The organism is Streptomyces sp. NPDC031210, from assembly GCF_055570395.1.
The window spans coordinates 170508-187890 of the sequence record NZ_JBVIHH010000003.1; the positions used below are offsets into that span (position 1 = coordinate 170508).

The window sequence follows — 17383 nt, forward strand, 5'->3', positions numbered from 1 at the left end:
GGATCGGCGATCCCGCCGGTGAAAGTGGGGTGGGTGGGCCGGCGGCCCTAGCGAACCCAGCCGGTGAAGCCCCGGCTGCCCGAGTCCTTGCCCCGGCCCGGCGGGCTTGTGCGCTCCCCGCCGACGAGGGCGGTGGACACGGCCCGCACCAGCCAGGCGTTGACCGACAGACCCTCCGCCGCCGCGGCGTCCTCGGTGCGGGCCTTGAGGTGGGCGGGGAGGCGGAAGTTGATCCGCGCCATGGCGCCGTCGTCGGCGTCAGCGGGCGGCGGTGGCGGCGCGGCGGCGGGTTCCGCGACCGGCTCTCGCGCCTCCCGGAACGGCTCGGGGGCGGGCGGCGCCGTCACCACGAACTCCGGGTCGAGTCCGCGCAGTCGCACGTCGACCGAGCCCGGCGCCAACTCCCGCGTGACCTCGCCCATGGCGGCGGACAGTGCGTTGAGGAGGGTCAGGCGGGCGGCGGACTCGAGAGGGGCGGTGAGCCGCTCGGCGAGGGCGCGGGCGTCGTCGCCGCCGGCGTCCGCGGCGACGGCCAGCTCTTGCCGGAGGTTGTCGACGTAGGGCGTGAGGTCCATGACGCCATCATGGCACATCGATGGCGCCACGGCGAGCCAACTTGGCTCCTTTTTGGCGCCCACCCCTCTGGCCTGCGATTTCTCTCTTGATTTGGCGTGCCGCGACACCGCTGTGGCACTCGGATGGCTTCCCGTGGCGCCACGACGATGCCACGATGGCGCCGTAGGAGCACGGAGCACTCAATGAACCGCAGGACTCACAGGGCCGCGCCGAAGCGCCCTCGCCGGTGAGCGGCTCCGGACGTTCGACGATCGCCGTCGGGATATGGCGACGTCCGGCGGGGCGGTAGCCAGCGCGGCCCAGCGCACTGGCCACCAGGGATCACTCCCAAACGCTGACACCCCCGGCCACCAGATCCCGTCACCCCACCGCCGGAGCCGGTCGCCACACCGCTGCCATGGCGCGTTGCCGCACCCCGTCACATCCCCACGGAGAGGCATCACTCCGGTGAGCGCTGGAGCGGTGCGGCCAGTGGCCCTTTATCGTGGGGTTTGAGGAAGATCGGTCCCGGTGAGGGAGTCCTGTGCCATGCGGGAGCGCGCCCCCCGTGGTCAGCCGAACCAACAACGACCACGGGACCGGTCGGCAGCCCGGTCGGCGGAGCGGATCGAAGCAGGCGGAAGGGCGACCGATGACGCGAACGGCGCCGGGAAGGGCCGAAGGCACAGGGGAGTTCGCCCCTCAGCCATTGCGCGACTATGCCCTGCTGGCCGACGGTGAACGCGGCATCCTGGTCGGTCCGCGCGGGGAGTTCGTCTGGATGTGCGCGCCGAGGTGGGACTCCGACGCGGTCTTCTCCACGCTCATCGGCGGCAGCGGACTGTACGCCGTCACACCGGTGGGCCGCACCGTCTGGGGCGGCTACTACGAGGAAGGGTCCCTGATCTGGCGCAGTCGCTGGGTCACCGACAACGGCATCGTCGAGTGCCGTGAGGCGTTGGCCTTTCCCGGTGACCCCCACCGCGCGGTGGTGCTGCGACGTGTCCTCGCCCGGGACGAGGACACCCGGGTATCCGTCATCCTGGAGCCGAGCCCCGGCTTCGGCGCACACGCGCTGCGTGACATGAGGCGCGAGGACGAGGGGGTGTGGAGCGGGCGCGCCGGTGATCTGCGGCTGCGCTGGTCGGGCTGGCCGCTGCTGCGCGCGGTCGGTCCCGGTGGGCGGCGAGTGGCGATGGAACTCGCCCTCGATTCCGGCTCACATCATGACCTGGTACTGGAGATCAGTGACCGGCCCCTGGAGGAGGCGCCTCCGGACGCCTCCGCCCTGTGGCAGGCCACCGAGGTGGCGTGGCGCCGGGAGGTACCCGCGCTGGAGAAGACCATCGCGCGGCGGGACACGGTCCAGGCATACACGGTGCTGCGCGGACTGACCGGTTCGGCCGGAGGCATGGTCGCGGCCACGACCACCAGCCTTCCGGAGCGGGCGAAGGAGGGCCGCAATTACGACTACCGCTACGTGTGGATCCGCGACCAGTGTTACGCGGGCCAGGCGGTGGCCACCGTCGGCGCCGACCCGCTGCTGGACGGCGCGGTGCGCTTCGTCACGGCCCGGCTGCACGAGGACGGCCCGCGCCTGGCTCCCGCGTACACGGTGGACGGCGGCACGATCCCCGACCAGCGTGGACTGGGCCTCGTCGGCTACCCGGGGGGCTACGACCTGGTGGGCAACCAGGTCAACAAGCAGTTTCAACTCGATGCCTTCGGCGAGGCCCTGCTGCTGCTCGCCGCAGCCGCCCGCCACGACCGGCTCGATGCCGACGGACGACGGGCCATGGCGATCGCGGCCGACGCGATCGCCCGCCGTCACCACGAACCGGACGCCGGGGTATGGGAATTGGCGCCACAAAGGTGGGCGCACAGCCGGCTGACCTGCGCTGCCGGGCTCCGCGCCGCCGCCGGGGCAGGGACATCGCCCGAGCGATCGGCTGACTGGCTCGCGCTGGCCGGGAAGCTTGTCGCGGACACCTCCGCCGACTGTACGCACCCCTCGGGACGCTGGCAGCGGTCCCCGCACGACCCGGGTCTGGACGGCGCACTGCTGCTGCCGCCCCTCCGTGGCGCGGTCCCCGCCGACGATCCGAGGACCCTTGCCACGCTGCGCGGCTACGTCAACGAGCTCACCGACGACCATTTCGCGTACCGCTTCCGCCACGATGACCGGCCCATGCCGGCAGCCGAGGGAGCGTTCTTGCTGTGTGGGTTCATAACGGCCCTCGCCGAGCACCAGCAGGGCAACGAGGTCGTGGCGCACCGCTGGTTCGAGCGCAACCGCGGCGCCTGTGGATCCGCAGGTCTCTACTCCGAGGAGTACGACGTCGCGCAGCGCCAACTGCGGGGCAACCTCCCGCAGGCTTTCGTCCACGCCCTCATGCTTGAGTGCTCGGTCCGGCTCACCGAGCCCTGGCAGCCCCTCTGAAAGGTTCGCGCTTCTCCTGCTCCATGGCGAACCGCTGGGTCATTTCATGACAGAAACCGTGGACGAGTGAGGGGTTCCGGTACCACCGTGGCCGATCCGGTATCGCCGTGGCTGATCCGGTATCGCCGGGCTGATCCGCCTGGTGCCGTTTACGCCGCGTCGCGGGCCATAGGTGTGGCCCGGCGGCTGACGGGTTTGCCCGGCCCGCTTCGCGGTGACCCCCTAAGTGCACGGAAAGGACCGAAGGGGAGGCGAGGGCGACCTGATGCATCTGCCCGGCCGCGGCCACCATGACCAGTAGTTCCTCGGCCGGCGCCCGAACGGGCCCGGAATGCACCATCGACGCGGTGGACGTGCACGCGTTCGAGTTCCCCACCGACGGACCCGGTGGAAAAGAGCAGGACGGCACCCTGGAATGGGACTCGACCACCCTGGTACTGGTCCGCGTACACGGCGGCGGCCGTACCGGGATCGGCTACACCTACGGAGACGTCTCGGTCGCCACGTTCATCACTTCCAAGCTCGCGCCGATGCTGCGCGGAGCGGACCCCTCGTCGCCGCCCGCGCTGTGGCACCACCTGTTCACCCAGATCCGCAACGCCGGACGGCCCGGCGTCGGCGCCATGGCGGTGTCCGCGGTGGACGTGGCCCTGTGGGACCTCAAGGCGCGGCTGCTCGACTTGCCACTCCTGCGTCTGCTGCCCGCCTTCCACGACCGGGTACCGGTCTACGGGAGCGGCGGATTCACCAACTACCCACACGACCGGCTCGCCGGCCAACTCGCCGACTGGGTGGCACAGGGCATCCCCCGGGTGAAGCTCAAGAGCTCCCGGCGGCCGGAGGAAGATCCGGCGCGGCTGTCCTCGGTGCGCGAAGCGATCGGCGACGCACCGGAGTTGTTCGTCGACGCCAACGGCGCGCTCTCCCGCAAAGAAGCGCTGTACTGGGCGCGGCGATTCGCCGAGGACTGGGACGTCAGGTGGTTTGAGGAGCCGGTCAGCTCTGCGGACTTCGAGGGACTGCGGCTGCTCCGGGACCAGGGGCCCGGCCGCCTGGAGATCGCGGCCGGCGAATACGCCTTCGTATCGCGTGACTTCACCAATCTGCTGGAGGCCGGGGCCGTGGACTGCCTCCAGGCGGACGTGACCCGCTGTGGGGGCATCACCGGGGTGCTGGAGGTGGCCGGCCTCGCGGCGGGTCATCACATCGACCTGTCGGCGCACTGCGCCCCGGCGGTGTCGGCCCACGCGTTCTGCGCGGTGAAACGGCTGCGGCACCTGGAGTACTTCCACGACCACGTGCGCGTCGAAGGGGAGTTGTTCGACGGGACGCTGCCCCCGGAAGGCGGCGCGCTCCGCCCGGACATCTCCCGGCCCGGCCTCGGCCTGGAAGTCAGGTGGGCGGACGCCGAGGCGTACCGCGTGTACGGCTCGCGTGGGGCATGAAGCCGAAGGACAGTGCGGACTCGATCGCCCAAGGAATCCCGACGCGATGTTCGAGATGCGCCGACGTTCGAGATGTGCCGGCGACGACCGATCCGCGGATCCCCGGCCCGCCCGGGCAAGGGAGACCATCGACCACCAGGTACGTGACGCGGGTCGGAGACAGCCCGTGCGGCAGCCCTCCGAAACCGCGCCGCGACGCCTGCTGTCACCTGTCCGGAGCAGAGCTCTTCGATTCAGCACGGGCAGGTGAGGACCGGGAAGAGCCGGCGCTGCGGTGCGGGCCGAAGCGCGGCCCCTGCGGCCGGACGGCCGAAGCTCCGTGCTGAAGATGCGCGCGGGATCCCTGAGCGGTTGACGAAGCCCCGCGGACGGGGGAGACCGCGGGGCTTCGCAAAGGAAACGTTACTGCATTGACGGGTCATTTTGCTCGGTGTGGCGCCCTTTTCTTCTTTCTTCCGGCTCGTCGAAGCGAAATCATTGGCCTGGCGGCAGCGATCAATGACTGCCGGCCCTCTATCCCTCTGTGTTTGGCGCTCAGGCGTCGCCAGGTGCGCGGCGGCGTGGTTCTGTGCCAACCGGATGGTTTGTTTCCCGTCAAGGCGTAGGTGCTTGGCGGGCTGCGCACGCGGGCGTACGAATACCCGAGAACCGGCCCTGCGCGGGCTGGCCGGAAATCCGACCTTTGCGAAGGTGAAGGGCTTGAGGCGTATGACGAGCGCGAGACAAATCATGACGACTGGTGTGGAGTGCGTCAGTACGGAGGAGAGCGTGGTGCTGGCGGCCAAGAAGATGGCCCAGTTGGGCGTGGGCGCCCTGCCGATCTGCGGTACCGACAACAGGCTCAAGGGCATGCTGACCGACCGGGACATCGTGATCAAGGTCCTCGCACGGGAAAAGGACCCGGCCACGACGAAGGCGGGAGAACTCGCTCAAGGCGAGGTGGTGACGATCGACGTGGATGATGACACCCACCAGATCCTGCGGACCATGACCGCGCACAAGATCCGCCGGCTGCCCGTACTCGACGGCCATGAGCTGGTCGGCATGGTCGCCCAGGCCGACGTCGCCCGCGACCTGCCCGACCCCCAGGTCGGCGATCTCCTTGAGGCACTCTCCACCGATTGACGCAGGGCTCCACCGGAAGGCACCAAGGACGCATCCGTTACAGGGAGGGCGGTTGCGGCCGCTCACCGCCTGGCGGGCGACGAAGCGCACCAGTAGGTCTTCCGGCTGTACGCCAGGCACCTGGCTCCCTGCCCCGCATCTGCTGAGGTCCCTCCCTATTGCCGTACGGGCCTCTTCATTGCCGTACGGGCCTCTTCCCGCACCGCGCGGTCAGCGACGGCCGGCCACCGCGTGTGCGCCCAGCGGGCCGACGGCCAGTCCCTGATCGGTGCACATCTCGACGAGGGCGGGCAGGGCGTGCAAGGCCGCACGCCAGGAGCCGGGGGCGGAGGTGCGGTCGGTGTCGTGGAGAAGGAGGGTCGCACCTCCACGCAAGGTTCGCTGGGCGGTGCGCACCACTGTGCGGGCGGTGGCCCCGCGCTCCCAGTCCCGGCCCCACACCGACCACAGGACGGGCCGCAGCCCGAGGTGCCGGGCCGCGTGCCAGCGGTCACCGGTGAGGATTCCGTACGGCGGCCGGTACCACTGCGGCACCGTCCCGCAGATCGCGGTGACGACCTGGCAGGTCCGCCGCAGTTCACGCAGTTCCCGCAACGGCGCGGGCCGCCAGGGCCGGCGGTGGATCCAGCCGTGGACGCCGACCTCATGGCCACGGGCGACGAGTTCCCTGCCCAGTTCCGGCGCGGCCGCAAGACCGTCACCGAGGAGAAAAAAGGTCGCCCTGATGCCCAGGCGGTCGAGGGCGTCGAGGAAGTACGGCGTGCTCGCGGGATCCGGGCCGTCATCGAAGGTGAGGGCGACGTGGCCGGGGCTGCCCTGCCCGTCCAGAGCCGGAAACAGCACGCGCCGTACGGCGGGCAGCCAGGTCGACGCCGGTCCGAGGTGCAGCGCGGCCGCCGTCAGCGCGCAGGCCGGTACCGCGCGCCGCATCGGTGGTCCGTACGAGGCGCCTGGCGAAGCACCTGCCAGATCCGCGAGGGGTCCTCCTGCCACCGCGGTACCTCTTGGGCCGCAAGCGAGACCTTCGCGGCAGCCTTGCTCCATATCACCCATAGTGTGGCTGAGGGGAGAAAGGCGACAGCGGGCAGCGCGAAGGCGGTGAGCGGGATGGGCCGACGGTTCGTGATTCTGAGCGCCGGCATGGGCGCCGGCCATCACTGCGTGGCCGACGAGCTGGCGCACCGATTGGGGGCACGCGGGCACCAGGCGGAGACCATCGATGTCCTTGATCTCCTCCCGCTGCGGACAGGCGCCGCGCTGCGCGGCTTCTACGCCGCGATGATCCGCCACGCGCCTTGGCTGTATGACGTCATCTACCGCGCCTACTTCGCTCCGCCCGCGCCCTGTGCACCAGGGGCACGCCGTCCGAACACCTCACCCGTCGTCCGTCCTGCGGCGCGGGCGCTACGGCGCAGGTTGGCCGCACACCCACCGGATGCCGTGATCGCCACTTTCCACCTGGCCGCGCAGATGAGCGGGCGACTACGGGCCTCTGGGGAGCTGCGGGTGCCCGCCATCGTGATGATCACGGATTTCGCCGTGCACCGGCAGTGGATTCATACGGCCAATGATCTGTACCTGTGCCCCACCCCTCAGACGCGGGAGGCAGCCCGCCACCTGGGCGCCCGGCGGACCGTGATGACCGGTCCAGTGGTGGCCGAAACCTTCGGGGAAACGGTGGCCGCCGAGCGCGCCGCCCCCTACCTCCGAGAGTTCGCCGAACGCGCGCCCGGTCGTTTTCCGGTGCTCCTGTCCACCGGGGCATGGGGTGTGGGGGCGCACTTGGAGGAGACGGCCGCACTCCTCAGCAGGAGCGGCGCCTACCTGCCCGTGGTGATGTGCGGACGGAACCCGGCTCTGCGGGAGCGCCTCGCTCGTGCGGTGCCGCAGGCGGTGGTTCTCGGCTGGGTCACCGACGTGCCGGCTCTGATGTCCGCCACCCGCGCGCTGGTGGAGAACGCGGCCGGTCAGACGGCGGCGCAGGCCCTGGCGGCCGGGCTGCCCGTGGTGAGCTACCGAACCATCCCCGGTCACGGGGTGGCGGGCGCCCGACGGATGGCGGAAGCCGGCCTGGCCAGGCACGTCGAGTCGCCGGCCGGTCTGCTGGCGGCACTCGGTCAACTCTGCGGGCCCGGCCCCCAACGGGAGGCGCAGATCGCCGCCGGGCGAGACCTCTTCTCGTGGGACGCCACCGACGCCCTGATCGCGGAAGTGCGGGACGCGACCGGTCGAGCCGGGCGGTAGAAGGCCACTCTGAGCCGGCAAAGGTTCCGGGCAGAGATTGCGGTGAGCTAGGAGACCGGTGAGCTAGGCGAAGTGTCTGGCCAGGTAGTGGAAGAGGCCCGGTGCCATTCCTTTGAGGCGTGCGGGGACGCGCAGCCATCGGGGTACGAACACCTCGGCGCGCTGGTGAGTGAGCGCTTCCCAGACGGCGTCCGCGACGCGTGCCGGGTCGAGCGGGCGCGGCCGGGAGCGTTGATACGGCGTGCCTCTGCGGGCGAAGAACGGTGTGTCGACCACACCGGGGATCACCATGGAGACGTGTACGCCGGTGCCGGCCAGTTCGTAGCGCAGGCTGTCGGCGAAGGTGGCCAGCGCCGCTTTGGCCGCGGAATAGACGGCCTCCTGGCGGACGCCGACCGAACCGGCGATCGACCCGATGATGATCAGCCGGCCTTGGCCTCGGCTCACCATCTGCGCCAGCACCAGACGCGCGAGGTGCATCACCGCGGCCACGTCCACGGCCAGTACCTCGTCGATGGCAGCGGGCGGCATCGACGGGAATGGCCCGGCCCAGCCGATCCCCGCGCCCGCGACGAGCACGTCCACTTGACCGGCCGTGTCGTAGGCCGTGTCGACCAGCCGGCGGCAGCCCTCTTGCCCTGCGAGGTCCCCGGGCAGGGCAAGGGCACCGCACTGGGTCGCGGTGCGTTCCAGACGCGGGCGGTCACGCCCGTTCAACAGCAGGCGCCAGCCCCCCTCGGCGGCGAACCGCGCCGCGACGGCCGCCCCGATCCCGGACGAGGCTCCGGTGATCAGAACAGTGCGCGCGCGGGTGTGGTGGTCCGAATCCGAACGCTCCGCGCGCTGCCCGGGCCGGGCGAGGCCGAAAGCGGACCGGGCAGCGATCGGGCGCGCAGCTTTCACAGGAGATTCCACCCTTACGATGCCGGCCGGTTGGCACTGGGCCGGTACGGACACCAGAACACAGGCAAGCCGGTACGAATTGACGCTCGATCGAGTGGTGCGGTGCCTGCGCATCAGATGAGGAAAATGCCCACGAAGATCAGAAGGATCGCGACGACTGCGCGGATCGCGAGGAAGGGCCAGACATTACGGGGTCTGCGCGAGTCTTCCGGGCCTCCGCCACGCGGCCGGTCCTCGGTGATCGGGGATTTTCCGGCCGGTCGCGGGAGGAGAAGTCGCCTGGTTCGGTCATAACCACATAGCGCCACGAGAGGTTGGGCCGCGCCATCTGGCGGGGCTGTTGGTGGGAACCACGGCCGCCTGGCGCGGTGGCGAAGCGGCCGGCTGCCGGGGGCCGGCGCTCACCCCGGTGCCGCCGGCTGGGCGGTGCCGTCATCTGGCCGCCGCGCGCGGTGGGTTTGGCGTGAATGTAGAGCTGCTGCCGGTCTGCGACATCGAGGCGCCTGGGGAGCGGTAGTTCGAAGCGTACGGGCCGGTCGTGGTCGGCGAGCTGCCGCTGGGGATTGTAGACGCGGTGAAAACGCCACAGCATCCGCGCGAAGTTGGTCTGGCCTCGGGCGAGGTTGCCGGCCAGGACCCGGGCGGCGCCGAACGCGGTACGCAGGCCCAGGTGTTTTCGGTTGATGACCGCCTGGGTCCGGACCAGCTCCCGGTAGAAGACATCCAGCGGGAGGGTGGTGGGGACCACGGCGTGCTGGATGTCGAAGAGCCTGTAGTCACGCGTGGTCAGCTTCCGCGCCTCGGTATGCCAGATCTCTGTGCCGGGGTAGGGCGTCATCACCGTCAGGTGGACGATCTCCGGGACGGACAGGGCGAACTCGCGGACGATGCGGAACCGTTCTTCGTCCCAGGCCGGATCAACGATCAGGTTGATGGCGACGGTGATGCCCATTTTGCGGGCCACTTCCAGGGCGTGGAAGTTCTCGTCCGGGCTGATGCGTTTGCGATACAGGTCCAGGCCCTCGGCATCGATGGCTTCCATGCCCAGGAACATGTATTTCAGCCCCAGCCGCGACCACCGTTCGAAAACCTCCGTGTTGCGCAGCAGGACGTCGGCCCGGGTTTCCAGGTAGTAGCTCTTCCGGATACGACGGCGCTCCAGCTCCGCGGCGATGCCGTCACCATGTTCGGGACGGATGAAGGCGACGTCGTCGACGATGAAGACATTGCGTTCGCGGATGCTCGCCATTTCCTCCGCCGCGGCTTGCGGGGAGGCCTTGCGGTAGCTGCGGCCGTAGAACGTCCACGCCGAGCAGAACGAGCAGTCCCAGGGGCAACCGCGGGTGAATTCGATGGAGGCGCACGGGTCGAGTTCGCCGATGAAGTAGCGGCGGCGGTTGCGCACCAGGTCGCGGGCCGGCCGGGGCGAGTCGATGCTGTGCAGCATCCGCGGCGCGGGGCCGCGGCCGTCCGCGGTGATGACGCCGGGGACCTGCGCGAGGCCACCGTCGCGCGCCGCCTCCAACAACGGGACGACCGCGGTCTCCCCCTCACCGCGGGCGATGGCGTCGACCGCGCCGTCGGCTTGCCGGAGCACGTCCTCGGCGACGAACGAGATGCTGTGGCCGCCGAAGAAGACGAACACGCCGGGCAGCAGTTGCTTGACCCGCTGGGCGAGCTCGATGGCCTCGGGGATGTTCGCCAGGTAGTTGAGGGAGACCCCGATGGCCTCGGGGCGAAACGCCATCAGTTCCCGCTGGAGCGCCGCATGCGACTCGGTCTGCAGGTCGATCAGGCGTACGTCGTGCCCCGCCTCCCGCGCGGCTCCGGCCACACGCTCAAGGCCCAGGGGTTCCAGCCGCAGAAAGATCTCCGAATACATCAGAGCACTCGGATGGACCAGCAGCAAGCGCACGAGGAACCTCCACGACGACGGCGTGGGACCACGGTGTCCGCCCCCACCGCTGAATAAACCGCCGGGGCCCGAGATGCCCCACGTGGAGGCCAAGCCTGCAACCGATGGCGGCACGGGGCCGCTGATCGTCTCGAAAAACGACCGTTGAAGTGACCCGACACACCAGTCATGACCGCATCCCTCTCGGAACGGCCTGCCGAACCACTCAGGCAGCGGGGTGGGGGTACGTGGAGTTGGAGGTTTCGTGGAGTTGGACGTTTCGTGGAGTTGGACGCTTCTGGACTGCTCGCAGAAGACCGCGCGGCTGTCGCAGCCCTCCACTCACCGGTCAGCGGGTGCGCCTGGCGGGCTCCCCAGCCGTGCCGTGGGGCTTGCTCCACTCCTCTCCGTATCTCCTCTCCGTATCTCCTCTCCGTATCTCCTCTCCGTATCTCCTCTCCGTATCTCCTCTCCCTGTCACCGGCTGCCAAGACATCCCGGTCCGTCGTGCGAGTCGTCCGCCGGCCTGCGAAGGCGCGGGGAAGATGGTGTCTGTGGCACCGCGGCATCCGCTGGATGCCGACGTCGAGGCTCCGCGCGCGGGGCGCGGCAGGAAGTGGGAACGAAAAACGCGTCGACGGAAAGGGACCGGAGTTCGCGCCGTGCGCCCGTGGAGGACGTCATGCTGAGCTACCTGCTGGCTGTCTTGGCCGCCTGCGCCAACGCGGCCGCTTCGGTGCTGCAGCGCCACGCCAACCGTGGCCTTCCGCAGGAGGACAGCCTCCGGTGGCGGCTGATGGCGGAACTGGTGCGCCGACCGGTCTGGTTCGCCGGGCTCTTCTGCATCGTGCTCAGTTTTCTTCTCCAGGCGGCGGCGCTGGCGTTCGGACACCTGTCGGTGGTCCAGTCCATCCTCGTACTGGAGCTGCCCCTGGCCCTGTTGATTTCCTCCTGGGCCTTCCATTCGAAACTGCACAGCAGAGAGTGGCTTTCTCTCCTCGGGATGACGGTGGGCCTGGCTGGGCTCCTCTACTGCCTCGGGCCCACGTCGGCGCCGGCCCATGGGGTGAGCTGGCCGAGCTGGGTGACAGGCGTCGGCGCCAACCTCGTGCTTGTCGCCGGAGCCGTGGAGGTCGGCCGACGCAGCCATCCAGGAGTCGATGGGCGAGGGAGTGGGCGCAGAGCCGCCGCTTTCGGTGTCGCGGCGGGCTGCCAGTTCGCTCTGACCGCGGCGCTGATGAAAGGCGCGATGGACCGAGCCGATCGCGGGATCCCCGCCGTTCTGACGGGTTGGGAAATCTACGCGATGGCGGTGGCCGGTCTGCTGGCCATGTTCTTGCTGCAGTCCGCCATGCACGCCGGGGAACTGCTCGCCGCCCAGCCAGGACTGACGCTGTCCGACCCGCTGGTATCGATCCTCTGGGGTGTTTTCGTCTTCAGGGAAGGCGTGCGTGGCGGCGTGTACTTCTTCACCGCCGGCGCGAGCGGTGTGCTCGTCGCCGGCTCGGCCCTCGTACTCGCGCGCTCCCCGCTGCTCGTGGCCGATCAGCGACCGCCCCCGGAGACGGCTGAATCCTGATCACGCCGTATCGGTCGGTGCCCGGGCCCGTCCATCCCGCCTCCGGGCGGCGGGTCCTGCCCTTCATCGGCGTGCATGACGCGAAGCTCTCCTACGAGCCGGGCACGCCATTCAGCGCGAACTCGACACGGTCCCCCGCGCTCTCCCGGAAGCACCGGTCATCCCGATCACGCCGGTATCCGCGCGGACCTTCGCCCGGTCCATCCGGCGTCAAGCGCGGGAGTCGGCGGGCACGGACGAGGGTTGCCCGGCCCGGTCGTCATCGTCCGGGCGGCTGACCAACGGTACGGTCACCCGCACCGGGGGGAGGTGGCTGCGGCGCACCTTCGTCCTCGGCAGTGCGCCGCAGCCAATGCACGAGCCAACCAGGCCGCACCGGCAACCTACGCACATGCCCCTCCGAGCGCGACCCGGCAGGGTCCATACGGGTAACACTGGTCGGCAGACGAACCCGAGACGTCGGGTGCGGTATCGACGCGGCCCTCGCGAATGCGCGCCTCCGCCCTCGTCGAGAGCAGTGCAGTGCCGCGCGCCCCTCGATGTCGGCATCACCGCGAGACGGGGATCGGCGTACCCCGCTCGACCCTGTGCGTTTTCGGCCTTCCCCGCGGCACAGACAGGAGTTCCCAGCCGTCGCTACCTTCCTCTGCCCCTGGGCCGTCCCGCCTTCCGGCGGCGATGGCTGAGAGCGCCGCTCGGGGTGAGCGCTCGCATCTGCTCGGCCTGACCGTTGCGGCTCATGACCCTGTTGACGGTGCCGTTGGCAGCGACGTGGGCGGGTAGCTGCGCAGGGCGAGGGAGGTAGTGACTGGCCCGTAGCGGGCGAGCGAGTCCCCGACTTGCTCACGTGGCGGCATCACCCGCCTTCGCCTCGACGCGATCTGCGCGTCGAAGACGGCCGTTTCACCCGTCCAAAGCCAGCACCGTCCCGGCCAGGGTGTTCACCACGGCCGCGGCCGTGCTCTCACCGGCAACGACGGTGTGCTGAGCCTGCGTTCGCCGCGGCGACGGCTGCCTCAGCGATCGCCTGGGCGAGCGTAGGGGCGTCACGGACCTCGCAGTTCCTCAACCAGATGTTCAGTCGGCTCAGGCCGACCCGCCGCAGGCGGCAGTTGAGGTCGATCGCCCAGGTCACGGGGCTGTCCTCGGCCAGTGCAAGGGCGTCGCCCATCAGTTCGGGCAGCTCGGCTCCGTTGTTGGGCACCCGGCGCGAGAGCGCCTTCGTCCCGTCCGTGTCGATCAGTGTGCAGCGGATGCGCGGCCTTGCCGGCATCCGTCCCCGCTCAGAGCTCGGACACCCGGGGCTCCCTCGTCGATCGGTTGACTGGGCCCAGCAGATGGCCACGCCGGCGTGTACTTACGAAGGGATCTCTCTTCGCTCATCCAATGAATGGCCGTCGTCGCGGGGCACCAGGCGGCCAAGTTCTTTGAGCCATCAGATGGGGACAAGCTCACAGCCCTACCCAGGCTTGAAAGGGAGGAAAAGCTAAACGGGGGACTTGAAGTAGCAGCAACAGAAAGATCGTGTGACAAACCTACGGTAGCCAGTAACGTGGAGGGAGATGATGGCGAATGTCAAATCGCTGGCCGAGTCCGATCGTGTTCCTCCGAAATCGATCGACTCTGCAGTAGAGTTAGGAATCGGCCCTGGGTGATTTTTCTGCGGGAGGCCACAAATGCTTCATCGTTCCGCGTTGTTGTTGGGTGGAGAGGGATTGAGGCGGGCGCTTGCCGGAAACCCGAAAACCCAACCGCGGGCGAGCGTCGTCGTGCCTCATCCTCAGGGGCGGTTACCCTCCTTGACCGGTCTGCGCTTCGTTGCCGCGAGCGGAGTCGTTTACATGCACTGCATGGCGCTGCTCGACCCCCATTTCGCTACCACGCTCGGGCCGAAGGCTTCGGTGGGTGCGACTTCGGTGTCCCTGTTTTTCATCCTGAGCGGCTACGTGCTGACCTATTCCGCACGCCCGGTCGACACCGCACGCATGTTCTGGAAGCGGCGGGCGGCAAAGATCCTGCCCAACCACGTGGTTACCTGGTGCCTGGTAGTGGTCGCGCTGGCCTGGACCGGTGCGGAGGCGACCAAGGGCGGCTCCGGGATCGTGGCCCATCTCACCAGCCTCTTCTTGGTGAACACCTGGATTCCCAGCCGGTCCTTCGTCGCCGCAGGAAACCCTGTTTCCTGGTCCCTGACAGCCGAAGCGTTCTTCTACCTGTTCTTCCCCATCCTGCGGCCATGGGTCGAGCGGCTGTCCCGAAGAGGACTTGTCATCAGCGCAGGAGCGGCCATCGCCCTTATCTGGGCCTGGCCGGTTTTCGGTTATGCCGTCATCAGCTCCGACGGTGCGTCCTTCCCAAGTTACTGGTTCCTGTACACGCTGCCGCTTACACGGCTGCCCGAGTTCATTCTCGGAATACTCGCCGCCCGTATTTCCTTGACAGGAATCCGGATGCCGCGCATCGGAGCTTTGTGGGCCGTGCTGGGCGTCCTCGGCACGACCGTTGTCATCGGTTCATTCCTGCCGCTCAGGTTCATGTATGCGGCAGCGAGCGTGCTCCCGCTCGTCGTGCTGGTTCACGTCATCGCGGAACTCGACCTGCGCAACAGGCCGTCCGCACTGCGCACGCCTGCGCTGGTGTTCCTGGGCGAGATCTCCTACGCCCTGTACCTCGTTCATCTCCCGATCATGGCCCTCATGTACCCGGGGCTGACCAAACTCGGATACAGCAGCTCCTGGGCAATTCTCATCACGCTTTCGTTCGTGCTGCTGACCTCGTGGCTGCTGTACGCGGGGGTGGAACGACCGTGCATGCGTCGCTTCTCGGTGCGCCGGTCAGCCACGGCTTGTCCGTGACGCTTTGATCAGCGGCTGAAGGCGAGAGTGCGCGGGCGGAGCGATCAGCACCTCAGCGATCGGGCGGGCCGAGATATCGCGTCGTGCTACCCTCAAACGTTTGCACGCTCGTGACGGCTGGCCATTCTGGCCGCCCGATTCCCCTCGTTCGTCGGCTGCTCATTCCTGCCGGGCCTTCCTCGGTACGTTCCCCATGCGGAAGGCTCGTCATGAACCACCCGGACCGCCCCGACACCTCGCACGGCGACCTCGCCCAGCCGGCTCCGGCGGCGTCCGCGGTCACCTCCTTCGCCGATCTGGAACTGCCGGCCGAGGTGCTGCGCACGCTCACCGAGCACGGTGTCCGCGAGCCCTTCCCGATCCAGGCGGCCACGCTGCCGAACGCCCTCGCGGGACGCGACGTCCTCGGCCGAGGACGCACCGGATCGGGGAAGACGCTCGCCTTCGGCCTTGCGCTGCTCGCCCGGACGGCCGGTCGGCGGGCCGAGCCGAGGCAGCCGCTCGCCCTGATCCTGGTGCCCACCCGGGAGCTGGCCCAGCAGGTCAGCGAAGCGCTCACCCCGTACGCCGAGGCACTGCGGCTGCGGATGGCCGCGGTCGTCGGCGGCATCTCGATCAGCCGCCAGATCGCGGCGCTGCGCGACGGCGCCGAGGTCGTCGTCGCCACCCCCGGCCGCCTGCACGACCTCATCGAGCGCAAGGCCTGCCGCCTGGGACGGGTCCGGATCACCGTCCTCGACGAGGCCGACCAGATGTGCGACATGGGCTTCCTGCCGCAGGTCACCGAGGCGCTCGACCAGGTGCACCCCGAGGGCCAGCGGATGCTGTTCTCGGCCACCCTCGACCGTGACGTCGACCAGTTGGTCCGCGACTACCTCCACGACCCGACCGTCCACGAGGTCGACCCGTCCGCGGGCGCGGTCACGACGATGGACCACCATGTGCTGGTCGTCCACGGCCCCGACCGGTACGCCGTCGCCACGGAGATCGCCGCCCGCGACGGCCGCGTACTGCTGTTCCTGGACACCAAGCACTCGGTCGACCTCCTCACCAAGCACCTGCGGGCCAGCGGAGTGCACGCAGCGGCCCTGCACAGCGGCAAGTCCCAGCCGCAGCGCTCACAGACCCTCGCAAAGTTCAAGGACGGCCGGATCACCGTCCTGGTGGCGACCAATGTCGCGGCCCGTGGCCTGCACATCGACGACCTCGACCTCGTGGTCAACGTCGACCCGCCGACCGACCCCAAGGACTACCTGCACCGTGGGGGTCGCACCGCCCGGGCCGGTGAGTCCGGCAAGGTCGTCACGCTGGTGCTCTCGGGCCAGCGCCGTGAGATGAGTCAACTGATGGCCGAGGCCGGCATCAGGGCGACGACCACCAAGGTGCGCTCGGGCGAAGCGGAGCTGAGCCGGATCACCGGGGCCAGGTCCCCTTCCGGCACCCCGCTCGATGGGCCCGCCGCACCCAGGGCCAAGAACCACAACGCGCCCTTCCGCGGCCTGGGCACCAGCAAGGACACCTCCCGCGGCACTGGCGGCAAGTCCCGCAAGGCCGGTGAGGCCCGCAAGCTCGCCGAGGCCCGCAAGGCGGCCCGGGTGCGCCGCGGCAACTGAGAACCGCTGCCCTGATAGCCGGATATTCCTGATCAGTGACCGAGGACCTCCGGCCTCCGGCCCTGCCCGAAGCTCTCCTGTGCGTAGACCTACGAGATAAATGCCCTCGTGGCGTACCGGACCCGAGCGGGTAGCCGCCGCGCAAGCGGCTTCGCCATGCGCGGCGTCTACACCGCCCACGCCTGGTACTCGGTGCGTCAGATGCCAGGGAGCTACGTGCTGTTGAGGTGGTCGCGGGCGGCGAGCGCGTCTATTGCGTCCATCAGGCGTCGGTGCGTCACGGGGGCGGCTCGCTGTTGAGAAAGCGGTCATCGAGCGGTATCCGCCCGACATGACTGAGGTAGCTCTCCAGGACAACGAGCATGGGCCGCCCCGTTCGTTCCCTGCATGTGCCACACGTCCCTCTCGAAGCGGTCTCCCGCCGGACTCCGAGCAAGACCCCGCCCAGCCGGGAACGAGTCCTCCGATGCCCCATGCCCGTGCCCGTGCCTCTGCCCCTGCCCCGCAGAGCTTCCGGTGGTCATACGCCTGGCACATGAACGTCCAGGCATCTCTGCCGACAGGTACGAAACCGGCGTCACTGCGCGGACGAAGGAAGACCGACAAGACATGCTGGGGATGGCTGCGGATCGACACTGGAAAGGGCTGCGCTGCGGGCAGGGAAAGGAGTCCGTCATGGCGCTGGTTTCATCCGCCCGGCTCCGCGACGAGCCCGTGCTGGAACGCATCC

At 69.3% G+C, this 17383-nt stretch carries 12 protein-coding genes; 7 read left to right on the forward strand and 5 right to left on the reverse strand.

Annotated features, from left to right (window positions below):
* Positions 1-47: 47 nt before the first annotated feature.
* Positions 48-575 (reverse strand): hypothetical protein, encoded by a 528-nt coding sequence (locus tag ACZ45Z_RS07950; protein WP_468357858.1) that lies wholly within the window; start codon positions 573-575, stop codon positions 48-50.
* 632 nt (positions 576-1207) lie between these two features.
* Between ACZ45Z_RS07950 and ACZ45Z_RS07955 the strand changes: the two genes are divergently transcribed.
* The 3 genes from ACZ45Z_RS07955 to ACZ45Z_RS07965 all read left to right on the forward strand — a co-directional run bounded on the left by ACZ45Z_RS07955 (position 1208) and on the right by ACZ45Z_RS07965 (position 5565).
* Positions 1208-2995 carry a glycoside hydrolase family 15 protein gene (locus ACZ45Z_RS07955; protein WP_468357861.1) on the forward strand — a complete coding sequence of 596 codons (1788 nt, stop codon included), beginning with the start codon at positions 1208-1210 and terminating at the stop codon, positions 2993-2995.
* A gap of 290 nt (positions 2996-3285) precedes the next feature.
* Complete coding sequence (locus tag ACZ45Z_RS07960) at positions 3286-4440, forward strand: enolase C-terminal domain-like protein (RefSeq protein ID WP_468357864.1); 1155 nt, start codon at positions 3286-3288, stop codon at positions 4438-4440.
* Between the two features lie 729 nt (positions 4441-5169).
* Positions 5170-5565 (forward strand): CBS domain-containing protein, encoded by a 396-nt coding sequence (locus ACZ45Z_RS07965; RefSeq protein ID WP_468357867.1) that lies wholly within the window; start codon positions 5170-5172, stop codon positions 5563-5565.
* 210 nt (positions 5566-5775) lie between these two features.
* Here the strand turns inward: ACZ45Z_RS07965 and ACZ45Z_RS07970 are convergent, their stop codons facing one another.
* Complete coding sequence (locus tag ACZ45Z_RS07970) at positions 5776-6495, reverse strand: polysaccharide deacetylase family protein (RefSeq protein ID WP_468357870.1); 720 nt, start codon at positions 6493-6495, stop codon at positions 5776-5778.
* A gap of 126 nt (positions 6496-6621) precedes the next feature.
* On the opposite strand from ACZ45Z_RS07970, the gene ACZ45Z_RS07975 reads away from it, so the two are divergent.
* Complete coding sequence (locus ACZ45Z_RS07975; RefSeq protein WP_468357873.1) at positions 6622-7809, forward strand: MGDG synthase family glycosyltransferase; 1188 nt, start codon at positions 6622-6624, stop codon at positions 7807-7809.
* 63 nt (positions 7810-7872) lie between these two features.
* On the opposite strand, the gene ACZ45Z_RS07980 is transcribed toward ACZ45Z_RS07975, so the two are convergent.
* Positions 7873-8826, reverse strand: coding sequence for an SDR family NAD(P)-dependent oxidoreductase (locus tag ACZ45Z_RS07980; protein ID WP_468357876.1), 954 nt, complete (start codon positions 8824-8826; stop codon positions 7873-7875).
* 25 nt (positions 8827-8851) lie between these two features.
* Entirely contained in the window at positions 8852-10627 is a 1776-nt protein-coding gene (hpnR, locus tag ACZ45Z_RS07985) for a hopanoid C-3 methylase HpnR (RefSeq protein ID WP_468357879.1), read from the reverse strand.
* Positions 10628-11288: 661 nt separating this feature from the next.
* On the opposite strand from hpnR, the gene ACZ45Z_RS07990 reads away from it, so the two are divergent.
* Positions 11289-12185, forward strand: coding sequence for a DMT family transporter (locus ACZ45Z_RS07990; RefSeq protein WP_468357882.1), 897 nt, complete (start codon positions 11289-11291; stop codon positions 12183-12185).
* A 964-nt stretch (positions 12186-13149) separates the two neighbouring features.
* Here ACZ45Z_RS07990 and ACZ45Z_RS07995 read toward each other — a convergent pair.
* Positions 13150-13458 (reverse strand): hypothetical protein, encoded by a 309-nt coding sequence (locus ACZ45Z_RS07995; RefSeq protein WP_468357885.1) that lies wholly within the window; start codon positions 13456-13458, stop codon positions 13150-13152.
* 496 nt (positions 13459-13954) lie between these two features.
* Between ACZ45Z_RS07995 and ACZ45Z_RS08000 the strand changes: the two genes are divergently transcribed.
* Both ACZ45Z_RS08000 and ACZ45Z_RS08005 read left to right on the forward strand, forming a co-directional pair.
* Positions 13955-15040, forward strand: a complete 1086-nt coding sequence (locus ACZ45Z_RS08000) for an acyltransferase family protein (RefSeq protein WP_468358726.1) — start codon at positions 13955-13957, stop codon at positions 15038-15040.
* A 209-nt stretch (positions 15041-15249) separates the two neighbouring features.
* The gene (locus ACZ45Z_RS08005; RefSeq protein ID WP_468357888.1) at positions 15250-16653 is read left to right on the forward strand and encodes a DEAD/DEAH box helicase; all 1404 of its coding nucleotides are present in this window, start codon (positions 15250-15252) and stop codon (positions 16651-16653) included.
* The last annotated feature ends 730 nt before the right edge of the window (positions 16654-17383 follow it).